The organism is Arenimonas aestuarii (assembly GCF_054781715.1).
This window is the reverse complement of record NZ_BAAGTW010000004.1, coordinates 1,339,247-1,363,289: the sequence shown is the minus strand read 5'-3', so window position 1 is coordinate 1,363,289 and position 24,043 is coordinate 1,339,247. Positions and strand designations below refer to the sequence as shown.

23 protein-coding genes are annotated in these 24,043 nt (G+C 69.3%); 10 read left to right on the top strand and 13 right to left on the bottom strand.

What is annotated here, in order from left to right; all coding sequences use genetic code 11:
- Positions 1 to 3 precede the first annotated feature (3 nt).
- Positions 4 to 1,698, bottom strand: a complete 1,695-nt coding sequence (locus ACYVJH_RS07425; protein ID WP_460453974.1) for a tetratricopeptide repeat-containing sulfotransferase family protein — start codon at positions 1,696 to 1,698, stop codon at positions 4 to 6.
- Positions 1,699 to 1,793: 95 nt separating this feature from the next.
- On the opposite strand from ACYVJH_RS07425, the gene ACYVJH_RS07420 reads away from it, so the two are divergent.
- Positions 1,794 to 2,483 carry a 2OG-Fe(II) oxygenase gene (locus tag ACYVJH_RS07420; protein WP_460453973.1) on the top strand — a complete coding sequence of 230 codons (690 nt, stop codon included), beginning with the start codon at positions 1,794 to 1,796 and terminating at the stop codon, positions 2,481 to 2,483.
- A 28-nt stretch (positions 2,484 to 2,511) separates the two neighbouring features.
- Here the strand turns inward: ACYVJH_RS07420 and ACYVJH_RS07415 are convergent, their stop codons facing one another.
- Positions 2,512 to 3,990 (bottom strand): M20 family metallopeptidase, encoded by a 1,479-nt coding sequence (locus ACYVJH_RS07415; protein WP_460453972.1) that lies wholly within the window; start codon positions 3,988 to 3,990, stop codon positions 2,512 to 2,514.
- Positions 3,991 to 4,194: 204 nt separating this feature from the next.
- Here ACYVJH_RS07415 and ACYVJH_RS07410 point away from each other — a divergent pair, with 204 nt between their 5' ends.
- From ACYVJH_RS07410 to ACYVJH_RS07395, 4 genes are all read left to right on the top strand, one after another.
- Entirely contained in the window at positions 4,195 to 4,506 is a 312-nt protein-coding gene (locus tag ACYVJH_RS07410) for a ComEA family DNA-binding protein (protein ID WP_460453971.1), read from the top strand.
- A gap of 67 nt (positions 4,507 to 4,573) precedes the next feature.
- The gene (locus ACYVJH_RS07405) at positions 4,574 to 5,074 is read left to right on the top strand and encodes an REP-associated tyrosine transposase (RefSeq protein ID WP_460453970.1); all 501 of its coding nucleotides are present in this window, start codon (positions 4,574 to 4,576) and stop codon (positions 5,072 to 5,074) included.
- A gap of 24 nt (positions 5,075 to 5,098) precedes the next feature.
- On the top strand, positions 5,099 to 5,563 hold the full coding sequence (locus tag ACYVJH_RS07400) for an SET domain-containing protein-lysine N-methyltransferase (protein WP_460453969.1): 465 nt from the start codon (positions 5,099 to 5,101) through the stop codon (positions 5,561 to 5,563).
- A complete protein-coding gene (locus ACYVJH_RS07395; RefSeq protein ID WP_460453968.1) occupies positions 5,563 to 6,165 on the top strand; it encodes a HutD/Ves family protein in 603 nt (200 codons plus the stop codon). Before ACYVJH_RS07400 ends, ACYVJH_RS07395 begins: the two co-directional genes overlap by 1 nt.
- Position 6,166: 1 nt before the next feature.
- Here ACYVJH_RS07395 and ACYVJH_RS07390 read toward each other — a convergent pair whose 3' ends face one another.
- From ACYVJH_RS07390 to ACYVJH_RS07355, 8 genes are all read right to left on the bottom strand, one after another.
- On the bottom strand, positions 6,167 to 6,481 hold the full coding sequence (locus tag ACYVJH_RS07390) for a Rieske (2Fe-2S) protein (RefSeq protein WP_460453967.1): 315 nt from the start codon (positions 6,479 to 6,481) through the stop codon (positions 6,167 to 6,169).
- On the bottom strand, positions 6,478 to 7,020 hold the full coding sequence (locus tag ACYVJH_RS07385) for a GNAT family N-acetyltransferase (RefSeq protein WP_460453966.1): 543 nt from the start codon (positions 7,018 to 7,020) through the stop codon (positions 6,478 to 6,480). Before ACYVJH_RS07385 ends, ACYVJH_RS07390 begins: the two co-directional genes overlap by 4 nt.
- A 16-nt stretch (positions 7,021 to 7,036) precedes the next feature.
- Positions 7,037 to 8,266: a cysteine desulfurase gene (locus tag ACYVJH_RS07380; protein WP_460453965.1), complete on the bottom strand. Its 1,230-nt coding sequence runs from the start codon at positions 8,264 to 8,266 to the stop codon at positions 7,037 to 7,039.
- The gene (sufD, locus tag ACYVJH_RS07375; RefSeq protein ID WP_460453964.1) at positions 8,263 to 9,564 is read right to left on the bottom strand and encodes a Fe-S cluster assembly protein SufD; all 1,302 of its coding nucleotides are present in this window, start codon (positions 9,562 to 9,564) and stop codon (positions 8,263 to 8,265) included. The genes ACYVJH_RS07380 and sufD overlap by 4 nt, the downstream gene beginning before the upstream one ends.
- Positions 9,561 to 10,331 carry a Fe-S cluster assembly ATPase SufC gene (sufC, locus tag ACYVJH_RS07370; protein ID WP_460453963.1) on the bottom strand — a complete coding sequence of 257 codons (771 nt, stop codon included), beginning with the start codon at positions 10,329 to 10,331 and terminating at the stop codon, positions 9,561 to 9,563. Before sufC ends, sufD begins: the two co-directional genes overlap by 4 nt.
- A 17-nt stretch (positions 10,332 to 10,348) precedes the next feature.
- Entirely contained in the window at positions 10,349 to 11,791 is a 1,443-nt protein-coding gene (sufB, locus tag ACYVJH_RS07365) for a Fe-S cluster assembly protein SufB (RefSeq protein WP_460453962.1), read from the bottom strand.
- Between the two features lies 1 nt (position 11,792).
- Positions 11,793 to 12,242, bottom strand: a complete 450-nt coding sequence (locus ACYVJH_RS07360; protein ID WP_460453961.1) for an SUF system Fe-S cluster assembly regulator — start codon at positions 12,240 to 12,242, stop codon at positions 11,793 to 11,795.
- Positions 12,243 to 12,325: 83 nt separating this feature from the next.
- On the bottom strand, positions 12,326 to 13,360 hold the full coding sequence (locus ACYVJH_RS07355; RefSeq protein WP_460453960.1) for a VIT1/CCC1 transporter family protein: 1,035 nt from the start codon (positions 13,358 to 13,360) through the stop codon (positions 12,326 to 12,328).
- Between the two features lie 97 nt (positions 13,361 to 13,457).
- Here ACYVJH_RS07355 and ACYVJH_RS07350 point away from each other — a divergent pair, with 97 nt between their 5' ends.
- The 5 genes from ACYVJH_RS07350 to ACYVJH_RS07330 all read left to right on the top strand — a co-directional run bounded on the left by ACYVJH_RS07350 (position 13,458) and on the right by ACYVJH_RS07330 (position 19,358).
- The gene (locus ACYVJH_RS07350; RefSeq protein ID WP_460453959.1) at positions 13,458 to 13,961 is read left to right on the top strand and encodes an SET domain-containing protein; all 504 of its coding nucleotides are present in this window, start codon (positions 13,458 to 13,460) and stop codon (positions 13,959 to 13,961) included.
- A gap of 102 nt (positions 13,962 to 14,063) precedes the next feature.
- On the top strand, positions 14,064 to 16,307 hold the full coding sequence (locus ACYVJH_RS07345; protein WP_460453958.1) for a carbohydrate binding family 9 domain-containing protein: 2,244 nt from the start codon (positions 14,064 to 14,066) through the stop codon (positions 16,305 to 16,307).
- Between the two features lie 103 nt (positions 16,308 to 16,410).
- Entirely contained in the window at positions 16,411 to 16,995 is a 585-nt protein-coding gene (locus ACYVJH_RS07340; RefSeq protein ID WP_460453957.1) for a GbsR/MarR family transcriptional regulator, read from the top strand.
- Between the two features lie 17 nt (positions 16,996 to 17,012).
- The gene (locus ACYVJH_RS07335; RefSeq protein ID WP_460454279.1) at positions 17,013 to 18,353 is read left to right on the top strand and encodes a cytochrome ubiquinol oxidase subunit I; all 1,341 of its coding nucleotides are present in this window, start codon (positions 17,013 to 17,015) and stop codon (positions 18,351 to 18,353) included.
- A gap of 12 nt (positions 18,354 to 18,365) precedes the next feature.
- On the top strand, positions 18,366 to 19,358 hold the full coding sequence (locus tag ACYVJH_RS07330) for a cytochrome d ubiquinol oxidase subunit II (protein WP_460453956.1): 993 nt from the start codon (positions 18,366 to 18,368) through the stop codon (positions 19,356 to 19,358).
- Between the two features lie 10 nt (positions 19,359 to 19,368).
- Here the strand turns inward: ACYVJH_RS07330 and ACYVJH_RS07325 are convergent, their stop codons facing one another.
- From ACYVJH_RS07325 to ACYVJH_RS07315, 3 genes are all read right to left on the bottom strand, one after another.
- On the bottom strand, positions 19,369 to 19,881 hold the full coding sequence (locus ACYVJH_RS07325) for a pilin (RefSeq protein WP_460453955.1): 513 nt from the start codon (positions 19,879 to 19,881) through the stop codon (positions 19,369 to 19,371).
- Between the two features lie 52 nt (positions 19,882 to 19,933).
- Positions 19,934 to 21,970 carry an elongation factor G gene (gene fusA / locus ACYVJH_RS07320; RefSeq protein WP_460453954.1) on the bottom strand — a complete coding sequence of 679 codons (2,037 nt, stop codon included), beginning with the start codon at positions 21,968 to 21,970 and terminating at the stop codon, positions 19,934 to 19,936.
- A gap of 153 nt (positions 21,971 to 22,123) precedes the next feature.
- Entirely contained in the window at positions 22,124 to 23,983 is a 1,860-nt protein-coding gene (locus tag ACYVJH_RS07315) for a sulfotransferase (protein WP_460453953.1), read from the bottom strand.
- Positions 23,984 to 24,043 lie beyond the last annotated feature (60 nt).

Here is a 24,043-nt window from a genome sequence, read left to right as displayed (position 1 = left end):
CGATCAGGCGTCGGTGGGCTCGTCGCCCAGTACCGCCAGCAGGGGCGCCAGTTCGTTTTCGTAGTGGCGCCAACGGCCGATCGAACGACTATGCACCGGCTGGCGCACCTGCCAGCGGCTGGGCGTCTGCACGCCGCGTTCGCTGCGGTGGAAGTCCAGGCAGGCCGGATCCCAGTCCAGGCCCAGGAAGTCGAGCGCACGCCGGGCCTGGCCTTCAGTGTCGGCGACCACGTCTTCGTAGCGCACTTCCAGGATCGGCAGCGGCAGCACGGCCTGCCAGTGGCGCATCAAACGCGACTGCAGGCGCACCAGGTGGCCGATGCCGTCCAGGCGCGTGGCCAGGCGCTCGGCCAGCGCGAAGTTTTCGCCATAGATCGAAATGGCGACGTCGCGCGGATCGCGCCGGCACCACAGCACGCGTGCCTTCGGGAACATCAGCGCGACCAGGCCAAGCAGGTAGTAGTTCATCGGGTACTTGTCGACCACCCGCGTGATGCCGGCGGGTGCCTGGCGAAGCGCGGCCGCCAGGTAACGCTTCGCCGCGCCGGGCAGGGGCTCGAGTGCGATGTCTTCGAGGATGTGCGGCCACTGCTGCGGTCGCCCGCGGCGCGAGGGCAGGTCGCGGGCGATCAGCGAGACGTCGGGCAGTTCGCCGGCACCGTGCACCTGCGGGTGCGACGCGAGCATCTGTTCGAGCAGGGTGGTGCCGCTGCGCGGCATGCCGACGATGAAGACCGGTCGTTCGTCCGGACTGCCCAGCCCGGCGCTGCGCTCGAACAGGTCGCGGTTGAACACGGCCAGGCTGGCTTCGACGCGGCTGGCCAGGTCGGCGGGATCGGGTTCGCCCTGGTCGCGCCGGCGCGCGGCATTGGCCGCATGCCAGGCCCGCATGGCGCCAGGAAAGTCGCCGCGGCCGTCGAACACCTTGCCCAGTTCGTAGCCGACCAGCGCGCGTTCGTCGTCGCCGCGCGCGGGGTCATCCAGCAGGGCCTGGGCTTCGGCCACATGGTCCTGCGCCGCCTGACCGCGGCGCAGGCCCAGCAGTCCGGCCAGCGGGAAGGCCCAGCCGGGACGCAGGGCCAGGGCGCGTTCGTAGGCGGCCCCGGCCTGGTCACGCCGGCCGGCGATTTCTTCGGCCTGGGCCCGGGCCATCCACAGGTTCGCCGAGGCGGGGTCGCGCTGCAGCGCCTGTTCGTAAAGCGCACTCGCCGCGTCGGCGTCGCCGAGCCGGCTCAGGGTCTCACCCAGTTTGAGTTCGATGTTTTCATCGCCGGGCCGCAGCGCATGCAGGGCGCGCCATAGCGGCAGGGCGTCGGCGGCATCGCCGACCTCGAACTCCGCCTGGGCAAGGCGTTCGAGTACGCGGACATTGCCGGGCTCGAGGGCGTGCGCCCGCCGCAGCGGCGCCAGGGCGTCGTGCAGGTGGCCCTGGCGGGCCAGGGTGAGCCCGATGAAGTGCCAGGCTTCCGCGAAGCCCGGCTGCAGCCCGACGCAGGCGCGGAACTGTTCCAGCGCGTCGTCCGGGCGACCCAGGTGGGCCAGCAGGCAGCCGAACTCGAAGCGATGCGCCACCGAGTCCGGCGCCAGTTCGCAGGCCCGCTGCATGTGCTGCAGGGCCAGGCCGGTCTGGCCGGACTGCAGCGCGGCCTGGGCCTGCAGCTTGTGTCCGGCGGCGGTGGCGGGGGTGGGCGGGCTCATTCGGGAGGTGCTGGCGTCGGGGCCACAAGTCTAACCGCCCGGCCGGCGCTGCCGCGGCAGTAGACTATGGAGATGTGCCCGGAACCGCGACGCCCATGATCAGCAACCACCTCGACATCGCGCCTTACCGCCAGCGCCTGGCGCAGACCGGCCGCGTGCAGATCCCCGGTTTCCTGCAGACTGATGCCGCCGATCGCCTCGCCGACTGCCTGCGCCGGGAAGTGCCCTGGACCACGGCCGAACGCGGGCTGCCCGACAGCCCGCCCTGGCGCGGCGACACCGCCCGCCAGCGCATGCCCGAGGCCTACCGGCGCGCCGCCGCGGGCTTCCATTTCGTCTACGACCGCTACCTGATGGTCGAGGCCATGCGCGAAGGCCGTGACCCGCAGCTGGTGCTGCACGCGGTGCTGGCTTTCTTCAACAGCCCCGAATACCTGGGTTTCATCCGCGAACTCACCGGCGATGCGTCGCTGGCGATGGTGGGCGCGCAGGCCACGCGTTACCTGCCCGGGCAGTTCCTGCGCGTGCACGACGACCGCCACGACGACGAGGCGCGGCGCTACGCTTACGTGCTGAACCTGTCGCGCAACTGGGAAGTGGACTGGGGCGGCCTGCTGCACTTCGTGGACGAAGACGGCGGCCACCGCGACGCGATGATGCCGCGCTTCAATTCGCTGAGCCTGTTCAAGGTGCCGGCGAAACACTTCGTCGGCGTCGTCGCGCCCTGGGCGCAGGAGCCGCGCCTGGCGATCACCGGCTGGTGGCACGCCCCGCCGGCGGCCTGATCGGCCGCCAGCCAGGGACGCGGCGGGATCAGCAGCAGCCGTGGTCGCCGAACTGGGCGTTGCCGGCCTGGGCCGCGACGCCGCGGGTCAGACCCTTCTCGCTGGCGACGTAGTGTTCGGCGATGACCTTGGCCACGGCCGAGGTGACGCGCTTGCCGGTGGGGATGTGCAGGAATTCGTTGGGGCCGTGCGCGTTCGAATGTGGCCCCAGCACGCCGGTGATCATGAACTGCGCGCCCGGGAATTTTTCCCCCAGCATGCCCATGAACGGAATCGTGCCGCCTTCGCCCATGTACATGGCCGGGGCGCCGAAGTATTCCTGGCTGGCGTGGTCGATGGCGTGTTCAAGCCAGGGCGCAAGCGCCGGCGCGTTCCAGCCGGTGCTGGCCTTTTCCAGCTCGACCTCGACCTTGCAGCCGTGCGGCGGGTTGGCCTCGAACAGGCGCTTGAGCACGTCGCCGGCGCGTTTGGGTTCCAGTGTGGGCGGCAGGCGCAGGCTCAGCTTGATGGCGGTATGCGGGCGCAGCACGTTGCCGGCGCTCGACAGCGGCGGCATGCCGTCCACGCCGGTGACCGACAGCGCCGGGCGCCAGGTGCGGTTTAGCACCAGCTCGGTGAGGTCGGCGTCCATCGGCGTCATGCCCGGCAGGAACGGGAACTTGTCCCAGATTTCCGTGCCCAGGACTTCCGACGCGCGGCGGGCCTGCTGCAGGCGCTCGTCGGGGATGTCCACGAAAAGGTCCTCGACCAGGATCTTGCCGGTGGCTTCATCCTCCAGCCGCGAGAGCAGCTGGCGCAGGATGCGGAAGCTCGAGGGCACGACGCCGCTGGCGTCGCCGCTGTGCACGCCTTCGCTGAGCACGCTGACCTTGAGGTTGCCGCCGGCCAGGCCGCGCAGCGAGGTGGTGCACCAGAGCTGGTCGTAGTTGGCGCAGCCCGAATCCAGGCACACCACCAGCGAAGGCTTGCCGATGCGGTCGGCGAGGTGGTCGACGTAGTGGGGCAGGTCGTAGCTGCCGGATTCTTCGCAGGCTTCGATCAGGATGACGCAGCGGGCGTGCGGCAGGCCCTGTTCCTGCAGCACCCGGATCGCGGTGAGCGAGCCATAGAGCGCGTAGCCGTCGTCGGCGCCGCCGCGACCGTAGAGCTTGTCGCCCTTGATCACCGGCTTCCAGGGACCCAGGTCGTCGGCCCAGCCGGTCATTTCCGGCTGCTTGTCCAGGTGGCCATAAAGCAGAACGCAGTCGTCGCCCTGGCCCGGCACTTCGATGTAGATCAGCGGCGTGCGGCCCTCGAGTTCGACCACCTCGACGCTCATGCCCTTGATCGGCTGCGCCTTCGCCCAGCCGGCGAGCAGCTTGACGGCGTCGTCCATGTATCCGTTTTCGCGCCAGTTCGCGTCGAACATCGGCGACTTGTTGGGGATGCGGATGTACTCGACCAGCTGCGGGACGATGTCGCCGTCCCAGGCGTCGGCGACGAAACGTTCGGTCTTGGCGGTGTCCATGGAGATCCTTGCGGCGGTCATCCCGCGATTTTAGCGCTTCCGGGCCATTGCCGCCGTGAGGGTAGGAAGGCGCCGACGGCGCCGGGCGGCCGGTTCGCAGGCAGTGCAGGGCCGTTTGGCGATGGGGCCGGCCTTGTCGGCCGGGGACACTTTCCCTGCCGACGCCAGCCCGGCGCGGCGAGACCCCAAACCCAAGGAACCGCCATGAACAAGACCGTTTCCCTGCTCTCCTCGCTGCTGCTGTGCGCCTTCCTGTCCGGCGGCGCCCTGGCCGCCGAGAAGGTGGACATCAACCATGCCGACGCCCAGACCCTGGGCCGCGTGCTCGACGGTGTCGGCCCCAGCAAGGCCGAGGCCATCGTCAGCCACCGGGCCAAACACGGCCCCTTCCGCAGCGCCGACGAACTGGTCGAGGTGAAGGGCATCGGCCTGGCGCTGGTCGAAGCCAATCGCGATCGCATCGAGGTCGGTGCCGGCAAGGCACGCGCGCCGGCGCCTGCCACCGAGACCGACTGATTCCCCACCCCGCGTGGAGCCCCCTTGGCCCGGCCCGCGCCGGGCCCTTTTTCCCCTGGAGGACAGCATGCCGACCTCGATGCCGGTGCGTGATGCGCCGGATGCCGCCTTCCGCCGGGTTCGTCTCCTGCGCCGCTCGGTGCCGGGGCGTACCTACCTGCTGTCGGTGGCTACGCTCTACCGGCGGCCAGTTTTCTGTGACGACGAGGCCGCGCGCGCGGTCTGCCGGGTGCACACCGCGCAGTGGCCCTGGCGCGACAGCACGGTGCTGGCCTGGGTCCTGATGCCCGACCACTGGCAGGGCCTGGTGACGCTGGGTGAGCGCGACAGCCTGTCGACCCTGCTCGGGCGTTTCAAGGCGCTGACGTCCCGCGCCGTCGACGACCGGTATCGGGTGAACGGCTGGCTGTGGGGGCGGGGGTTCACCGACCGCGTGCTGGGGCCGGACGAGCCGGCCATGGACGCTGCCCGGCATCTGGTCGGGCTTCCGCTTCGCGCCGGCCTGGTGCGTCGCCTGGGCGACTACGCCTACTGGAACACGGCCTGGCTTGATCACGTCGGCCCCTGAGGCCGCTGCGATAGACTGGGCGGCATGATCCTGCCGCCGTACCGCATCGCTGCCTCGTCCATCCCGGGTGCCGGCAAGGGCCTGTTCCTGTTGGCGCCAGTGGCGCGCGGGCGGGTCATCATCGCGCCCGACGATATCCGCGGCACCCAGCGCTGGGAGCAGGTGCGCGCGCGTCCGGACGCCGATGCGGCCATGGCGGCCAGCGTGCGCTGGTTCGAGGACCAGTGCACGACCAGCCTGGACTGGCCGGACGAATGTTTCGTCAACCACAGCTTCGAACCCAATGGCCTGTGGCACCTGGGTTTCGTCTTCGCAAACCGCGACCTCGCGGCGGGCGAGGAACTGACCGTGGACTACCGCCACCTGCTGCCGGAGGGCGAAGCCGAAGTATTCCGCGACGCAGGCAGCGGCCGGGAGATCATCGGGTTTTCCTGGGCTGAATCCCTGGGCCAGTCCAGCCGCGCCCTGGTGGCGCTACAGGACGCCTGATGCGCCTTCTGCACCTGCCCGCACAGGAATACCGCCGGGAACGATGGCGGAACGAGAGGGGCTGGACGCGCGAGATCCACCGCCATCCCGAGGGCAGCGCCGACTGGACCTGGCGGGCCTCGATCGCCGAGATCGACCAGGACGCGCCGTTCTCCGCCTTCCCGGGTGTCGACCGCGAACTGGTGTTGATGGCCGGCGAGGGCATGCACCTGCATTTCGAGGATGGCGAATCGGTGACCCTGCTGCCACCGCATGGCCGCATCCGTTTCGCCGGTGAGCGCCCCTTGCGCGCCGAGCTGATTGCCGGCCCGACCCACGACTTCAACCTGATGTGGCGACGCGGCGCCGTTGATGCCACGGTCCTGCACCGCCCGCTGGTGGGGCCGATGGTGTTTTTCGCCGAGGCCGGCACCACCTGGCTGGTGCACCTGATCCGCGGCCAGGCCTGGTTCAAGGACCTGGCCCGGCCACTGCGACTGGAGCAGGCCGACAGCGTGCTGCTGCTGCCCGACGCCGAAGGCCCGTCGCGGCTGATCCTCGAAGGCGGTGGCGAACTCCTGCTCGCGAAACTGCAGGCCTGCGCGTCCGCGGCTTCCGACTGACTCAGCGGTCGTCGCGGGTCCAGACGGCGCCGTCTTCCACCTTCACGGGGAAGCGCGGCACCGGCGCGTAGGCCGGTGCGCACAGGGCTTCGCCCGTACGCAGGTCGAAGCGCGCGCCGTGCAGGGTGCATTCCACTTCGCCGCCTTCGATCGACCCGGCGCTGAGCTCGAAGTCCTCGTGCGTGCACTTGTCCTCGACCGCGTAAAGGTCGCCGTCGAGATTGACCACCAGTATTGGCGTGTCGCCGTCCCAGGCGACCCGCGATTCCCCGGGCAGCAGCTCGGACGTGGCGCAGACCCGTACCCAGGCGGTCACAGCGCCTTCTCCAGCACTTCGAAGCGCAGGTCGTCGCGACGGGGCAGGCCGAACCTGACGTCGCCGTAGGGGAAGGGCTTCTTGATGCCCGTGCGGTGGTAGCCGCGGCGTTCGTACCAGGCGATGAGTTCCTCGCGTAGGTCGATGACGGTCATGCGCATGGACTGCATGCCGAATTCATCGCGGGCGATGCGCTCGGCCTCGGCCAGCACCTGGCCGCCGATGCCTGCCCCCTGCAGCCCTGGCCGCACCGAGAACATGCCGAAGTAGCCGGCACCGTGCTCGACCGCGACGTGCGCGCAGGCAAGCAGCTCGCCATCGCGTTCGGCGAGCAGCATCCGGCTTTGTGGCCTGGCCAGTTGTTCCAGGACGTCCTCCGGGCCGGTCCGGCGACCGTCGAGCAGGTCGGCTTCGGTGGTCCAGCCGGCGCGGCTGGCCTCGCCGCGGTAGGCCGACTCGACCAGCGCGACGATGGCGCCCACGTCGGCGGCCGCGGCGGCGCGAAAACGAAGCGCGGGCGATTCGGACTGGAAGGTCATTTCGGCGTTCCGGGTGTCAAAGCAGGAGTTTGCGGACTTTTTCGATGCCGGCAGCGAGCTTCTCGACTTCCGCTTCCGTGTTGTAGAAGGCAAGCGAAGCGCGGCAGGTGGCCGGCACGCCGAAGTGCGCCATCAGCGGATGCGCGCAGTGGTGCCCCGAGCGAACGGCGATGCCCTCGAGGTCGAGCAGGGTGGCCAGGTCGTGGGCGTGCGCGCCTTCGACCAGGAAGCTGATCACCGCCGCCTTGCCCGGGGCCGTGCCCAGGATGCGCAGGCCTTCGATGGCGGACAGGCGCTGGGTGGCCAGGGCCAGCAGGGCCTGTTCGCGGGCTTCGACCTCGGCCATGCCGATCGCCGACAGGTAATCGGCCGCCGCACCCAGGCCAACGACGCCGGCGATGTTGGGCGTGCCGGCCTCGAACTTGTGCGGGGCGTCGTTGAAGGTGGTGCCCTCGAAGCGCACTTCCTTGATCATCTCGCCGCCGCCCAGGAAGGGCGGCATCTCGCGCAGGTGCTGGCGGCGCGCCCACAGGCCGCCGGTGCCGGTGGGGCCGAGCATCTTGTGGCCGGTGAACGCGTAGAAGTCGCAGCCCAGCAGCGGGATGTCGACGGCCCGGTGCGGCAGGGCCTGCGAGCCGTCCACCAGCGTCACCACGCCGAGCTTGCGCGCCAGGCGGCAGATGTCCGCCACCGGGTTCACCGTGCCCAGCACGTTGGAAACATGGGTGAAGGCCAGCAGCTTCACGTCGCCGGTGAGCTTGGCGCGCAGGTCGTCCATGTCCAGCGAACCATCGGGCGCCAGTTCAACCACGCGCAGGCTGGCGCCCGTGCGCTCGCAGACCAGCTGCCAGGGCACGATGTTGGCGTGGTGCTCCATGCGCGTGAGCAGGATGACGTCGCCGGCCTTGAGCCGCGGCAGTGCCCAGCTGTAGGCCACCAGATTGATGCCGAAAGTGGTGCCGGACGTGAGGATGAGTTCGTCGGCCGGCACGTTCACGAAGGCGGCCAGCCTGCGGCGCGCGCCTTCGTAGGCCTCGGTGGCCTCGCTGCCCAGTGCATGCACCGCGCGCGACACGTTGGCGTTGTGCTCGCGATAGAAGGTATCCACGGCCGCGATCACCTGCTGCGGCTTCTGCGAGGTGTTGGCCGAGTCCAGGTACACCAGCGGCTTGCCGTGCACCTGGCGCGCAAGCACCGGGAAATCGGCGCGGACGCGCGACCAGTCCGTGTGCTTGGCACGGGTCATGGCGTGTTCCCGGTGGTGCCCAGGCGGGCGGCAACGGTTTCGCCCAGCAGGCTTGCCAGGTCGGCATCGTCCAGTGCGCGCAGGGGCTCGCGCAGGAAGGCCTGCATCAGCAGCACCCGCGCCTGCGCCGCCGGCAGGCCGCGGCTGCGCAGGTAGAACAGGGCGGTCTCGTCCAGCCGGCCGACGGTGGCGCCGTGCGCCGCCTTCACTTCGTCGGCGTGGATCACCAGCACCGGCTGGCTGTCGATTTCGGCGGATTCGGACAGCAGCAGGTTCTTGTTCGACAGTTCGGCTTCGCTGCCGTCGGCGCCGGCGCGGATCTGGATGCCGCCGTGGAAAACGGCGCGGCCGCGTTCATCGGCCAGCCCGCGCCAGGGCAGGTCGCAGCGGGTGTCGCGGGCCTGGTGGCGGATGCCCAGGCGGGTGTCGAGATGACGCCGGCCATCGGCCAGCAGCACGCCACCGGCGTGCAGGGCCGCGCCTTCGCCCTGCAGGTCGACGTTGAGTTCGTGGCGGGAGAGGCCGGCGCCAAGCTCGAGGTCGACGCGGCGGTACACCGTGTCCGAGGCCAGCACGGCGTCGGTGCGTGCGAACAGCGTCGCACCGCTGTCGTCCTGCTGCAGGCGGGCATGGCGCAGGCGGGCGCCGCCGGCCAGGTGCACGTGCGTGAGGTGGTTGGCGAGGTTGCGGTGGGCGCCGGCGCCCAGGTGGTGTTCGACCAGGGTCAGCGAGGCGCCCTTGCGAAGTTCGACCAGGTGCCGGAGGTGCGCGGCCTGGTCGTCGCCGGCGGGGGCGCCGACGAAGACCAGGTGCAGCGGCCTCGCCACGGTGGCGTCGGCCTGCACGCGCAGCAGCGCGCCTTCGGTCGCGAGCGCGGCGTTGAAGCGCGCGAAGGGTTCGTCGGCGCGTTCATAGCGGCGCGCCAGCACCGACACCGCGCGCGGGTCGTCGCCGGCCAGGGCCTGGGACAGCGGGCGCAGTTCGACGCCGGCGGGCAGGTCGTCGAGCAGGCTGAGGGCGGCGTCAAAGCGTCCGTTGACGAACACCAGCCGCGGCCCCGGAACGGCCGCCAGCAGTGTCGGGTCGATCTGCGCGGATGCCGGCGCCGAGGCGAAGCCACGATTGGCCAGCGCCCGCAGCGAGGTGTACTTCCAGGCTTCGACCCGGGCACCGGGCAGGCCGTCGGCCAGGGCCGCAGCCAGCGCCGCGCGACGGGCGGCGCCCAGGCCCTGCGCGTCAACCAGCGCCGGCGGCAGCGTTTCGAAGCCCTGCCGGAAGGAGTCGACCAGGCTGCTCATGGCGTCGCCGACGCCTGCGGGGCGATCCGGTCCTTGACCCAGGAATAGCCGTGGGCTTCGAGCTCGAGCGCGAGCTCCGGGCCGCCCGACTCGACGATCCGGCCGTCGGCCAGTACGTGCACGACGTCGGGTTTGATGTAGTCGAGCAGGCGCTGGTAGTGCGTGATCACCAGGAAGGCGCGGTCCGGCGAGCGCATCAGGTTGACGCCGTCGGCCACGGCCTTGAGGGCGTCGATGTCCAGGCCCGAATCGGTTTCGTCGAGGATCGCCAGCTTGGGCTCGAGCAGGGCCAGCTGGAAGATTTCGTTGCGCTTCTTCTCGCCGCCGCTGAAACCTTCGTTGACGCCGCGGTGCAGCAGCTCGTCCTTGAGGTCGAGCACCGAAAGCTTTTCGCGCACGCGCTTGAGGAACTGCATGGAGTCGAGCTCTTCCTCGCCGCGCGCCTTGCGCTGGGCATTGAGCGCGGTGCGCAGGAAGTAGGTGTTGTTCACGCCGGGGATTTCGACCGGGTACTGGAAGGCCAGGAACACGCCGGCGGCGGCGCGTTCTTCCGGTTCCAGTGCCAGCAGGTCGCGGCCCTCGAGTTCGATCGAACCCTCGGTGACCTCGTAACCTTCGCGGCCGGCCAGCACGTTGCCCAGCGTGGACTTGCCGGCGCCGTTCGGGCCCATGATGGCGTGCACCTGGCCGGGCGCGAGCTCAAGGCTGAGTCCCTTGAGGATTTCCTTGCCGCCGATGCTTACGTGCAGGTTGTTTATCTTGAGCATGTTCATTCTGATCCTGGTTATCCGACGGCGCCTTCCAGCGACACTTCGAGCAGCTTCTTGGCTTCCACCGCGAATTCCATCGGCAGCTCGCGGAACACCTGCCGGCAGAAGCCATCGACGATCATCGACACCGCGTCCTCCTCGCCGATGCCGCGGCTCAGGCAGTAGAACAGCTGGTCCTCGCTGATCTTCGACGTCGTGGCTTCGTGCTCAACGGTGGCCGTCGGGTGCTTGACCTCGATGTAGGGGAAGGTATGGGCGCCGCACTTCTTGCCGATGAGCAGGCTGTCGCACTGGGTGTAGTTGCGGGCATCGGCGGCGGTTTTTTCGATCTTCACCAGGCCGCGGTAGGTGTTCTGGCCGTGGCCGGCACTGATGCCCTTGGAGATGATCTTGGACTTGGTGTTCTTGCCCAGGTGGATCATCTTGGTGCCGGTGTCGGCCTGCTGGCGATGGTGGGTGAGCGCCACCGAATAGAACTCGCCGACCGAATCGTCTCCGCGCAGCACGCAGCTGGGGTACTTCCAGGTGATCGCCGAACCGGTCTCGACCTGGGTCCAGGAAATCTTCGAGCGTGCGCCGCGACATTCACCGCGCTTGGTGACGAAGTTGTAGATGCCACCCTTGCCGTTTTCGTCGCCCGGGTACCAGTTCTGGACCGTCGAGTACTTGATCTCGGCGTCTTCCAGCGCCACCAGCTCGACCACCGCCGCGTGCAGCTGGTTTTCGTCGCGCTGCGGCGCCGTGCAGCCTTCGAGGTAGGACACGTGGCCCTTGTCCTCGCAGATGATCAGGGTGCGCTCGAACTGGCCGGTGTGGCCGGCGTTGATCCGGAAATAGGTGCTCAACTCCATCGGGCAGCGAACGCCCTTGGGGATGTACACGAAGCTGCCGTCCGAGAAGACCGCGGAGTTGAGCGCGGCGAAGTAGTTGTCGCCGGTGGGGACGACGGTGCCCAGGTACTTGCGCACCAGCTCGGGGTGCTCCTTGATGGCTTCGGACATGGAACAGAAGATCACGCCCTTCTCGGCCAGTTCCTTGCGGAAGGTGGTGCCGACCGACACCGAGTCGAACACCGCGTCCACCGCCACGCCGGCCAGCTTGGCGCGTTCGTGCAGCGGCACGCCAAGCTTCTCGTAGGTGTCGAGCAGCTCCTGCGGCACCTCCGACAGCGACTGGTACTTCGGGCCCTTGGGCGCGCTGAAATAGCTCAGCGACTGCAGGTCGATCGGGGCGATCTCGAGCTTGGCCCACTCGGGCATCGGCATGGTGAGGAAATGCCGGTAGGCGGCCAGGCGCCAGTCGGTCATCCACTCGGGCTCCTCCTTCTTCGCCGACAGGGCACGCACGATGTCCTCGCTCAGGCCGGGCGGGAAGGTGTCCGATTCGATGTCGGTGATGAAGCCGGCGTCGTAGCGACGCGCCAGCCGTTCGTGGATCTGTTGGTTCTCGATGGCCATGTCAGCCTCCTGCCGGCGCCAGGCGTAGGGGAATGGCCCGGCGCGCCGGCGGTGCCGGCAGCATCTGGGCCAGGGTGATGCCGCCGAGGGCTTCGGCGATGACGTCGTTGATGCGGCGCCAGTGGACCTGCACGCCACAGTGCGGCTCGTGTTCGCAGCTGGAGTGTTCGCCCGAACATTCGGTCATGCCCAGCGGGCCTTCGATGGCCTCGACGATGGCGATGAGCGGGATGTCGGCGGCCGGCCGCGCCAGGCGGTAGCCGCCGGCGGCGCCGCGGAAGCTTTCCACCAGCCCGGCGTGGGCGAGTGGCTTGAGCACCTTGGCGACGGTGGGGGCCTCGAGCCGGGCCAGTTCGGCCAGTTCGGCCGAGCTGTGCACGCGGTCGGGCGCCCGGGCCAGGGCGACCAGGATGACGGTGGCGTAGTCGGTTAGCTTGGTGACGCGGAGCATGGCGTCGGCCTGGCGTTCGAATCAGGACCGAAATTGTACGCTTTGCGGCCGCCCGGCTCAATCCACGGGGCGTGAAGCCGCTTTCAGGCCAGTTCCACGCCGATCAGCCGGCCGATGAGGAAGACGGTCGCACCCGCGGCGGCACCGATACCCAGCATGCGCAGGCCACCCAGCCAGGGATTGCGCCCCGAGAACAGGCTCATCGCGGCACCGGTCCCGAACAGGCCGGCGGCGGCCAGGCCCGTGCCCCAGTAGGCCGCTTGTGGAAGCGCGCTGCCGGCGAAGAAGGGCACCAGGGGCACCAGGGCACCAATCGTGAATGCGGCGAAGGAAAAGGCCGCGGCGCCGACCGGCGAGCCCAGGTCGTCGGGGTTGAGGCCCAGTTCTTCCCGGGCCAGCACGTCCAGCGCCTGCTTGGGGTTCTGCACCAGCTGGCGGGCAAAACCGCGGGCCTGGTCCTCGGGCATGCCGCGGGCGATGTAGATCAGCGCCAGTTCCTCCGCCTCGGCGTCCGGGTACTGCCTGAGTTCGTCCGCCTCGAGGCCGATCTGGTACTCGAACAGTTCGCGCTGCGAGCGCACGGACACGTATTCACCGGCGGCCATCGAAAGCGCGCCGGCGAGCAGGCCGGCGATGCCGGTGGCCAGCACCGTGCCGGTGGTGGCCTGGGCGCCGACTACGCCCAGGATGAGGCTGGCATTCGATACCAGGCCGTCATTGACGCCGAAGATGGCCGCGCGCAGGTTGCCGCCGCCCACCGTACGATGGCTGAGCCCGACCTGGGCCAGGTCGGTGGGCAGCAGGTGGCCGCCCAGCGCCGCGGTGTAGGCGGACAGCCCGCGCACCTTCAGCGCGGCCAGCGCCGGCTTGACCCGACGCGGGCCCAGCCGCCGGGCCAGCTTCGCCACCAGGCGTGCGCGCGCGGAAGGCTGGAAATCCACCGGCAGCACCTGGCCGGCCTTGGCCGCGGCCTGTTCCCAGGTCCCGGCCTGGTCGTCGGCGGCGGCAGCCAGGGCGCGAAACAGGTCGGCGATGCGTGGATCGCGCTCGGCATCGGCCAGGGCCCGGTAAAGCCAGGCCGACTGCTTTTCCTCGCTCCAGCTATTGGCCGGGTCCATGAAGAGTCTCCCGCTGGTGCGGGCAGCATAAACCCGGGGCTGCACCCGGCGCGCGGATTGGCGACAATGGCGGCCCACCTGCGCCACGGAATGCACCATGCCCAAGAAGATCGAAGCCCGCCGCTCCGCCATCCACGGCAACGGCGTCTTCGCCACCGACGCGATCGCCAAGGGCGAACGCGTGGTTCGCTACAAGGGCCTGCTGCGGACCCACGACGAGGCCGACGAGGTGTATGCCGACGACCCCGACACCGGCCACACCTTCCTGTTCACGCTCAACGACAAGTACGTCATCGACGCCAACGTCGACGGCAACGACGCGCGCTGGATCAACCACAGCTGCGACCCCAACTGCGAGGCGGTCTGGGAAGAAAGCGACACCGGCAAGAAGCGCAAGGACCGGATCTACATCGAGGCCATGCGCGACATCAGCCCGGGCGAAGAGCTGACCTACAACTACGGCATCACGCTGGTCGAAGCGCACACCGCCAAGCAGAAGGCGATCTGGGCCTGTCGCTGCGGGTCGTCCAGGTGCACGGGTACGATGCTGCAGCCCAAGGCCGGGAAAAAGGGCAAGAAGAAGGGCGGCAAGACGTCCTGATCATCGCGGGGTCCTTGCACCACCTGCCCGCATGACCTTTGGGCCTGCCTGGCCCCTGTCCTGGTGCCCATGCTTCGCCGGCGCCACCACCACGGATTACAGATGCCCTTGTTCCGCCATCCGCTGGCACGCGTGTTCGTGCTGGCCATCGCCAGCCTGCCCTGCGTCGCCGCCGCCGTCACCGTTGACGGCCGCATCGATGCGGACGAGTGGGCGCAGGCGCGACACATCACCGAATTCGTGCGCGTCCAGCCGCTGGACCGTGGCGAGCCCGCGCTGCGCACCGAAGCGTGGCTGCTGGCCACGCCGCAGGGCCTGGCCGTGGCCTTTCGCGCCGAGCAGCCGCCGGGCGTGCCACGCACCACCCAGCGCACCCGCCGCGACCAGGGCGGGGCCCTGGACCGGGTGAACCTGATGGTGGACTTCGACGGCGACGGCCGCACCGGCTACGACTTCATGGTCACGGTGGCCGGCGGCATCAGCGACGAAGTGATCACCAGCGAGCGCAGCTTCAACACCGACTGGGACGGCCACTGGCACCGCGCCGTGCGCCAGGACGAGCAGGGCTGGTCGGTCGAGATGCTCGTGCCCTGGCACGTGGCGCCGATGTCCCGGCCCGACGGTGGCGAGCGCACGATCGGCATCTACCTCGACCGCGTGGTCGGCAGCACCGGCGAACGTTACGGCTGGCCTTCCATCAGCTACCAGAACCCGACCTTCCTGTCCGAATTCCACAAGGTCCGGGTGCCGCACTTCGAGCAGTCCCTGCTGGCGGTGACGCCCTACGTGGTCGGCGTGCACGACGCGGTTGGCGGCGGCAGCGAGTTCGATGCGGGTGCCGACCTGTTCTGGAAGCCCAACGGCCAGTTCCAGCTGTCGGCCACCCTCAACCCCGATTTTGGCCAGGTCGAGAGCGACGACCTGGTGGTGAACTTCGGCGCGGTGGAAACCTTCTTCGGCGACAAGCGGCCCTTCTTCACCGAGAACCAGGGCCTGTTCGACGTGCCATTCGGCGCCGGCAACAGCCGCCTGCTGTACACGCGGCGCATCGGCGGCCCGGCCGACGATGGCAGTGGGTCCGGCGACGTCACCGCCGCGGTGAAGCTCAACGGCAGCCTGGGCCAGGTGCGCTACGGCGTGCTGGCCGCGACCGAAGATGGCGACGGCGGCCGCAATTTCTACACGCTGCGCGCCACCCGGGATTTCGGCGACCAGGACCTGGGCGTGATGCTCAGCCGGGTTGACCGACCGTTCCTGGATCGCGTCGCCACGGTCTATTCGGCCGACCACCTGTGGACGCCGGACCCGGCCTGGGTGGTGCGCACCCAGGCCGTGGCCTCGTCGGTGGACCAGGCCGGCGCGCGCAGCGACGATTTCGGCGGCCAGCTGCGCGTCGACCACGCCCTGGGGAACGGCTGGCGCCAGCAGCTCTACCTGCTGTACCTGGGCGACGGGCTGCAGCTCAACGACATCGGTTACCTGGACCGCAACGACTTCAGCTACCTGCGCTACGAGCTGGCGAAGCGTCGCAACGAGTTTCCCGGGGACTCGGCGTATTCGTCCTGGGAAACGCGCTGGGCCGTGTCCAACCGCCGCAACGTGCAGGGCACCGTGATCGCCGAAGCCGCGGCGATAAGCCGCTCCTCGGAGCGCCGCGACGGCGGCAGCGAGTTCTGGGAGGTCGCCGCCTGGTCCAGCGGCCACGATGACCTGATCACGCGTGGCAATGGCGTGCTGCGGGTGCCGGAAAAGCTTTACGCCAACTGGGAGCGTTCGCGCCCGCGGCAGGGTGCCTGGGCGCTCAAAGGCTGGGTGCGCGTGGCCGGCGACGGCCTGGAGGGCTCCGAAGGCAGCGGCATGGAGCTGGGCGTCGAGCCCACCCTGCATCTGAGCGACAGCCTGGCGCTGCAGGCCAGGGCCTCGATCAAACATGCGCCCGACTGGCTGCTGTGGCGCGGCGGCGACCGCCTGGGCAGCTTCCGCGCCGACACCGCGCGCCTGGCCCTTAACCTGCAGTGGCAACTGGGTCATCGCCAGGAGCTGCGGGTGAAGTTCGAGACCATCGCGCTCGACGCCCGCCTGCGCCAGGCCTGGCAGGTCGGCCCCGGCGGCCGGCCGGTGCGCACCAGCGATCCGATCCCGGACTTCAGCCTGGCCAACCTGGGCTTCCAGGTGCGCTACCGCTACGAGCTGGCGCCGCTGTCCGACCTGTACGTGGTGTACGGGCGCGGCGGGGCGCTGCTGGAGGATGGCAGCCGGCCGCTGGCCGAGCTGCTGGGCGACGCCAGCGACCTGCGCGACGCCGAGCAGCTGCTGGTCAAGCTGAGCTACCGCTTCGCCAACTGACCGCCCCCGTGATGCCTGGCTGAACCGCCATGCCACGTGGCTTGTCTTGCCGCCTTGATCTAGGTCTAATGTTTCAGAAATTTCTGAAACCACAGGTGGCGACATGGACCTCCCCCCGCTCAGCCAGGCCTTCGTGCTGCATTTCGGTGAAATGGGCAGCCGTTGGGGCATCAACCGGACGGTGGGCCAGATCTACGCCCTGCTGTTCATTTCGGCCCGGCCGCTGACCGCGGACGAGATCACCGACCGCCTGGGGGTCAGCCGTTCCAACGTCAGCATGGGCCTGAAGGAGCTCTCGTCCTGGCGCCTGGTGCGCCTGAGCCACCAGCCGGGCGACCGCCGCGACTTCTACACCGCGCCCGAGGACGTCTGGGCCATCTTCAAGACCCTGGCCGAGGAGCGCCAGCGCCGGGAAGTGGATCCGACCCTGTCGATGCTGCGCGACGCCCTGCTGGAAACACCGGACTCGGTCGAAGAGCGCCACGCCCAGGCGCGCATGCGCGAGATGCATGACCTCATCGAGCAGCTGACCGACTGGTTCGCCGAAGTGCGCAAGCTGTCCCCGGCCACGCTGGAAAAGCTGATGGCCCTGGGCACCACCGCGACCAAACTTCTGGACATGAAGGAGCGCCTGCTCGGCGGGTCCGACAAGTCCCTGCCCGCCGAGCCGGCGCCGGAGCCGCGCTGATGGACGCCGGCGGCGCCATGGACGCCCTGATGCTGGCGCGCGTGCAGTTCGCCGCCAACATCAGCTTCCACATCCTGTTCCCGACCATCACGATCGCCCTGGCCTGGGTGCTGCTGTTCTTCAAGCTTCGCTACCTGCGCACCGGGAATGAAAAGTGGCTGTCGGCCTATTTTTTCTGGGTGAAGGTCTTCGCGCTGAGCTTCGGCATGGGCGTGGTCAGCGGCGTCACCATGAGCTTCCAGTTCGGCACCAATTGGCCGGGTTACATGAACACCGTCGGCAACATCGCCGGCCCGCTGCTGGCCTACGAGGTGCTGACCGCGTTTTTCCTGGAAGCGGGTTTCCTGGGAATCATGCTGTTCGGCCGCAAGCGCGTGGGCGAACGGGTGCATACCCTGGCCACCGTGCTGGTGGCGGCCGGCACCACACTGTCGGCGTTCTGGATCCTGGCGCTCAACTCCTGGATGCAGACGCCGGCCGGCTTTGAAATCATCAACGGCGTCGTGCATCCGACCGACTGGTGGGCGGTGGTCTTCAATCCGTCCTTCCCCTACCGGCTGGCCCACATGCTGCTGGCCTCGGGCCTGACGGTGGCCTTCCTGGTGGCCGGCCTGTCGGCCTTTCGCTGGCTGCGCGGCGACCGCGGGCCCGACGTCGCGGCGACGCTGCGCACCGGCGTGCTGATGGCGGCGATCCTTATCCCGGTGCAGATCTTCGCCGGCGACCAGCACGGGCTGAATACGCTGGAACACCAGCCCGCGAAAATCGCCGCGATGGAAGGCATCTGGCAGGACGAACGCGGCGCGCCGGCGCTGCTGTTCGGCTGGCCCAATGAAGCCGAGCGCCGCAACGACTTCGCGATCGGCGTGCCCGGCCTGGCGGCACTCATCCTCACCCACGACCTGGACGGCGAACTCCAGGGCCTGGACAGCTTCGAGGACCACCCGCCGGTGCTGGCGGTGTTCTGGGGCTTCCGCATCATGGTCGGCGTCGGGATGCTGATGCTTGCGGTCTCCTGGCTGTCGGCCTGGCAACTGCGCCGGCGCGGCGAACCCTCACCCTGGCTGGCGCGGGTGCTGGTGGCCATGACCTTCTCGGGTTGGGTGGCAACGCTGGCCGGCTGGTACGTCACCGAAATCGGCCGCCAGCCCTGGCTGGTCACCGGCGTGCTGCGCACCGCCGACGCCGTGTCGGCAACGCCGGCGCCGATCGTGGGGCTCAGCCTCAGCGCGTATCTCGTCATCTACCTGGTGTTGCTGGCCGCCTATGTGTCGGTGCTGTTCCACCTGGCCCGAAAGTCCGGCGCGACGGTCGCGCCACCGATCACCGCCGACCGCGGCGAACCCGATGAAACCTGACCCGGAGGTCCCATGGACGCCTGGCTGCCGCTGATCTTCATGGGCCTGATGGCCCTGGCCATGCTTGTTTACGTCGTGCTCGACGGTTACGACCTGGGCGTCGGCATGCTCGTGCCCTTTGCCGACAACCCGGGCAAGGACCGCATGGTTGCCTCCATCGGGCCGTTCTGGGACGCCAACGAAACCTGGCTGGTGCTGGGCGTCGGGCTGCTGCTGGTGGCCTTCCCGGCGGCGCACGGCATCATCCTGGGCGCGCTGTACCTGCCCGTGCTGGTGATGCTGCTGGGCTTGATCCTGCGCGGCGTCGCCTTCGATTTCCGGGCCAAGGCGCACGACGAACACCGGGTGCTGTGGAACGCCGCCTTCAGCGTCGGCTCGCTGGCCGCGGCGCTGGCCCAGGGTTACATGGTCGGGCGTTATGTCGTGGGCTTCGAACCGGGGCTGGTACCGGTGCTGTTCGCGGCCTTCATCGGCCTGTGCCTGGCCGCGGGTTACACGCTGCTGGGCGCGACCTGGCTGCTGCTGAAGATGGAGGGCCCGCTGGTTCGCCAGGCGGCCGGCTGGGGCTGGTGGGCGCTGTGGCTGACCGGCCTGGGTATCGCCGCGGTGTCGGTGGCGACGCCCTTCGTGTCGCCGCGCATCTTCGAGAAGTGGTTCGCGCTGCCGAATTTCTTCCTGCTGATGCCGGTGCCGCTGCTCACCGCCGGCCTGTTCGCCATGTGCGAGAGCAACCTGCGGCGCATCCGCCGCGGCGGCAAGGGCCGCGACTGGGTGCCGTTCGCGGCGGCCATCGGCATGTTCGTCCTGGCCTTCGCCGGCCTGGCCTACAGCGTCTATCCCTACCTGGTGATCGACCAGCTCGTGTTCTGGGACGCCGCTGCGGCCCCGGGCTCGCTCAAGATCATCCTGGTCGGGGCGTTGGTGACGCTGCCGATGATCATCGGCTACACGGTGTTCGCCTACCGGGTGTTCTGGGGCCGCAGTACCGCGTTGAGCTACGAGTAAGCCGGCCCGCTCAGCGGCATTCCGGCAAGCGGGTTGCGGCCGGGTAGTTGCGGGCGCGGCAGGCCCAGTCCAGGGAGCCGTCGGCAAGCACGGTGGGCACCAGCCGGATCTCGCCGCCACGCGCGACGTGTGGCTTCATCGCGACGGCGACCTCGCCGTCGGGACGCACGCTGATCGCGGCCACCGGGCCGCCGGCATGGCTGTCGGGGTTGCCCAGGCCCAGCTGCGCCAGGTTGCGCGGCCAGGTGCCCTCGGCGACGTAGAACGCATCCACCGCGGCCTGGATCGGGCGCGCGCGTTCCAGTGCGTCGGCGGCCTGGGCCTGTTCCGGGGACAGGGGCGCCTCGGGTGACTCCATCTCCTCCCGCGTCAGCGGCGGCGGGCGCCCCGTGGGCGAAGCGTCCGGCGCGGCCGGCGAATCGGCCACCGGGAAGGTGGCGTAATGCACGGCCACGCGATACGCGACGAGGGCAAGCAATACGCTCAGTACCAGCGCGACGATGAGGGGGGCGACACGTTTCATCCGACACCTGCAAGGCGCGACCAAGGGGCTCGCGCCTGCAGTCTAACCGCCATCACTCATCGTCGTGTCGAGGCCGGTAGGCCTCCATCAGCTGCTTCTGCACGCCCACGGGCACCGGTTCGTAGTGGCTGAACTCGAGTTCGTAGCGGCCGCGCCCGGCGGTGGCGCCCTTGAGTTCGGTGGCGTAGTCGGTCAGCTCGGACAGGGGTACCTGCGCCTTGACCAGCATTTCGCCGCCTCGGCCGGCGTCGGTGCCGTGGATGCGTGCGCGTTTGCCGGCCAGCTGGCCGGTGATGTCGCCCATGTGTTCTTCGGGCACGCTCACCACCAGGTCGACGATGGGCTCGAGCACCTGCGGTCGCGCCTTCAGGATGGCATCGAGGAAGGCGCGCTTGCCCGCCGCCACGAAGGCCACTTCCTTGGAATCGACGCTGTGGTACTTGCCGTCGTAGACGGTGACGCGCACGTCCTGCAGCTGGTAGCCGGCGATGGCGCCGCCATCGAGCACCTGGCGCACCCCTTTCTCCACGGCCGGGATGAACTGCCCGGGGATGGTGCCGCCCTTGACCGCATCGACGAACTCGAAGCCCTTGCCGCGCTCCAGCGGTTCGATGCGCAGGAAAACCTCGCCGAACTGGCCGGCGCCACCGGTCTGCTTCTTGTGGCGGTAGTGGCCCTCGGCGGGTGCGCCGATCGTTTCCCGGTAGGCGATGGAGGGCGGCCGCGTGGTGACGGCGACGCCGTAGCGTTCGCGGATGCGTTCGAGCATCACCCGCAGGTGCAGTTCGCCCAGGCCGCGGATCACGGTTTCATTGAGCTCGGCGTCGTGTTCGACCAGGAATCCCGGGTCTTCTTCGGCCAGCTTGTGCAAGGCGGTGGCGAGCTTCTGTTCCTGGCCGCGGGTGCTGGCCTCGACCGCCAGGCCGAACATGGGTTTTGGGAAGTCCAGCGGCTTGAGCCGGATGTCGTCCTCGTCGTGGCTGTCGTGCAGCACGGCATCGAAGTGGATGTCCTCGACCTTGGCCACGGCGGCGATGTCACCCGGCACCGCCTGGTCGATCTCGACGTGCTCCTTGCCTTGCAGCTTGAACAGGTGGCCGACCTTGAACGGCTTGCGGCCGTCGTCGATGAATAGCTGGCTGTCCCTGCGCACCGTGCCCTGGAAAACGCGGAACACGCTGAGCTTGCCGACGAAGGGATCGTTGACGATCTTGAACACGTCGGCGACCACGTGCGCCTCGGCCTGGGGCAGGGCCTGGAAAGGCTGGCCATTCTTCTCGAAGGGCGGCGGGTTGCCTTCCAGGGGGTTGGGGAACAGTTTTTCGGCCAGGTCCAGCAGTTCGGTCACGCCGACGCCATTGCGTGCGGAAACAAAACACACCGGCACCAGGTGGCCTTCGCGCAGGCACTGTTCGAAGGCGTCGTGCAGCGCCTGGCCGGACAGGCCTTCTTCGCCGTCCTCCAGGTAACGTTCCATGACTTGTTCGTTGATCTCGACCACCTGGTCGACGATGCGCTGGTGCGCGTCGGCCACCGGGCCGAGGTCGGAGTCGCCGGCGGGGTTGAAGAAACAATCCACCACGCGCGTTCCCTTGTCGGCCGGCAGGTTGATCGGCAGGCATTCAGGGCCGAAGGCCTCGCGCAATTCTTCGAGCAGCACCGGCAGGTGGCCGGGGTCGACGTCCATCTTGTTGACCACCAGTACCCGGCACAGGTTGCGCGCCCTGGCGTACTCCATCATGCGGCGGGTGCCGTATTCGACGCCGGTGGCGGCATTGACGACCACCGCGACGGTCTCCACCGCCGAGAACGCCGACAGCGTCGGGCCGCGGAAGTCGGGGTAACCGGGAGTATCGATCAGGTTGACGTGGATGCCGGCGTGGTCGGTGCTGGCGATGGCGGTGTTGAGCGAATGGCCGCGGGCTTTTTCCATCGGGTCGAAGTCCGACACGGTGCTGCCGCGTTCGAGGCTGCCTGCCGCGGGAATCGCGCCGCCGGCAAACAGCAGGGCTTCGAAGAGGGTGGTTTTGCCGGCGCCGGAGTGGCCCGCCAGGGCCACGTTGCGGATCTGTTTCGTGCTGTACGACATGAGGCCGTTCCTCCCGTGCGTGGGTGGTTGGGCCGTCATGGTCGGCGGCGCGATGGCGCTGCCTTATCGGTCGTCGAACGCGACCGCGCGTCGGTCATGGCGGACGCCCGGCCGGGGCCGGGGCGACTAGACTTCCACTCCCGCCGCCCCGGGTCAACCGGCGGCGCGGGCGGCCCGGTCGACGGTGGCCTGGATGGCGGCCAGGCGCGGCTCGATGTCGGCGGCGTGCTTGCGCCACTTGTCCGGGGCCGGCGTGGTGAGGGTGTAGCGCGACAGCGGCAGCACGCCGCCCAGGTCCTTGTCCCAGCCCCAGCCGGCCCAGGCGCCCAGGCGTTCGACGGCGCCCTGCGGGTCGGCCAGGAAGCGGTCGTGGTCGACGCCGGTCCAGAGCGCGCCGTCCAGCGCCTGCAGGTCGTCGAGCAGGATGCGGGTGGCGGTTTCCCACTGCCGGGTGACGACGTCGGCCAGCGGCTGGCCGGACAGCTCGCGCCAGCCGGGTATCAGCAGGAAGGACCAGGGCAGGCCCTGCCAGCCGGGCAGGTTGGGGTACATCACGAAACGCCCGGACTGCCAGCCTTCGATCATGCTGGCCAGCACCTGGCGCGGGTCGCGGTGCAGGTAGATGAAACGCGCGTCCGGAAACACCGCGCGCAGGAACGGAATGCGCAGGGCGTTTTTCGGGGTTTTTTCGAGCAGCCGCACCGCGGCGTCGCCCGGGGCGTGGCCATCGCGGTCGCGCAGGGCGTCGAAGAAACGCTGCTGCAGCTGGGCGGTGACCTCCGGCGTGGCGTCCTGCGCCTGCAGCCGGTTCGAATCGTAATCGCGCTGCGACGGCGCCAGGCCCGGCACGCCTTCGATGAGGCTGTGGCTTTCGTCGCCGATGCTGAAGACGCCAGGCGCCTTGACCAGGGTTTCGAACAGCAGCGTCGACCCCGAACGCGGCGGGCTGACGATGAACACCGGGCGTTCGAAGCGGCCGGCGGCGGTGCGCCGGCTGGCGGCCTTGGGCGCCGTGGCGCCGGGCAGCGCCGGCGCGTCACCGTGCACGTCCTTGCGCAGCGACTGGTTGGCGGTGTTCTGGTCGCCCAGGGCGACGCCGAACACGTACATGTCGAGCATGTACATCAGTCCGACTTCGTTGCGCAGGCCGATCTCGCCGGCGCCGCGCGCCAGGATGTCGGCGCGGGTGGCGTCGAGCAGCTCGCGGTAGCGCGGCCAGCCCGTCTTGGCGTCGCCCAGGGCCGACCAAAGCGCATGCCAGCGCCGGGCGAAATCCAGCAGGCCCTGCTGGACCACGGGCAGGCGCGGGTGCGGCACGGCTTCGCCGAGCAGGAAGACGAAATGGTCGCGGATTTCCCAGGGGGTCATCACCGACGGCAGGTTCACCGACTCGAAGTCGATGTGCACCTTGCCGGTGCCGGGCAGCGGCACCGGCGGCGCCTGCCAACCGGGGATGCTGCGACCCGCGGGCCGGCCGCGCGAGATCAGGTCCCACAGGCCGGCGCCGCCGACGGTGTCGGCGACCAGGTGGATGCGGGTGCTGTCGTTGCCGTTGATCACGCGATGCCGCGACCAGGTGTCGAAGATCCAGCACTCGCCGGCCTTCATGTTGGTTTCCGCGTCGCCGACCTGGAAGCGCACGTCGGGCGTGGTGGTCACCGGCACGTGCACGCGCATGCGTTCGCGCCAGTAGTAGTTGGTGTCCACGTGCGCGGTCACTTCAGCCTGGCCTGAAAGACGCATCAGGCGCGAACGACCCCAGGTGGCGCCGAGCGCGGCCAGCACTTCCTTCACCCGCGGCAGCTGCTCAAGCGCCGCGGTCGGCCGCATGTTCCCGACCAGGTCGTCGTTGTCCGGTTCGCCGTTGGTGGCGATCAGCGTCAGCGCGCTGTTGCCGGGCAGCTTGTTCGGATGCGGGCGCCAGTGCGATTCGTCGACCTGGGCGATTTCATGGGCCAGGGCCTGGGCGTCGAAGGACACCGGGAGCTGGACGAAGGGAACCTGGATTTTCATGGCGCGCCCATGGTACCGGCCGCGTCACGGGCCGGCCAATGCCGGTTGCCGGGGCGGCGT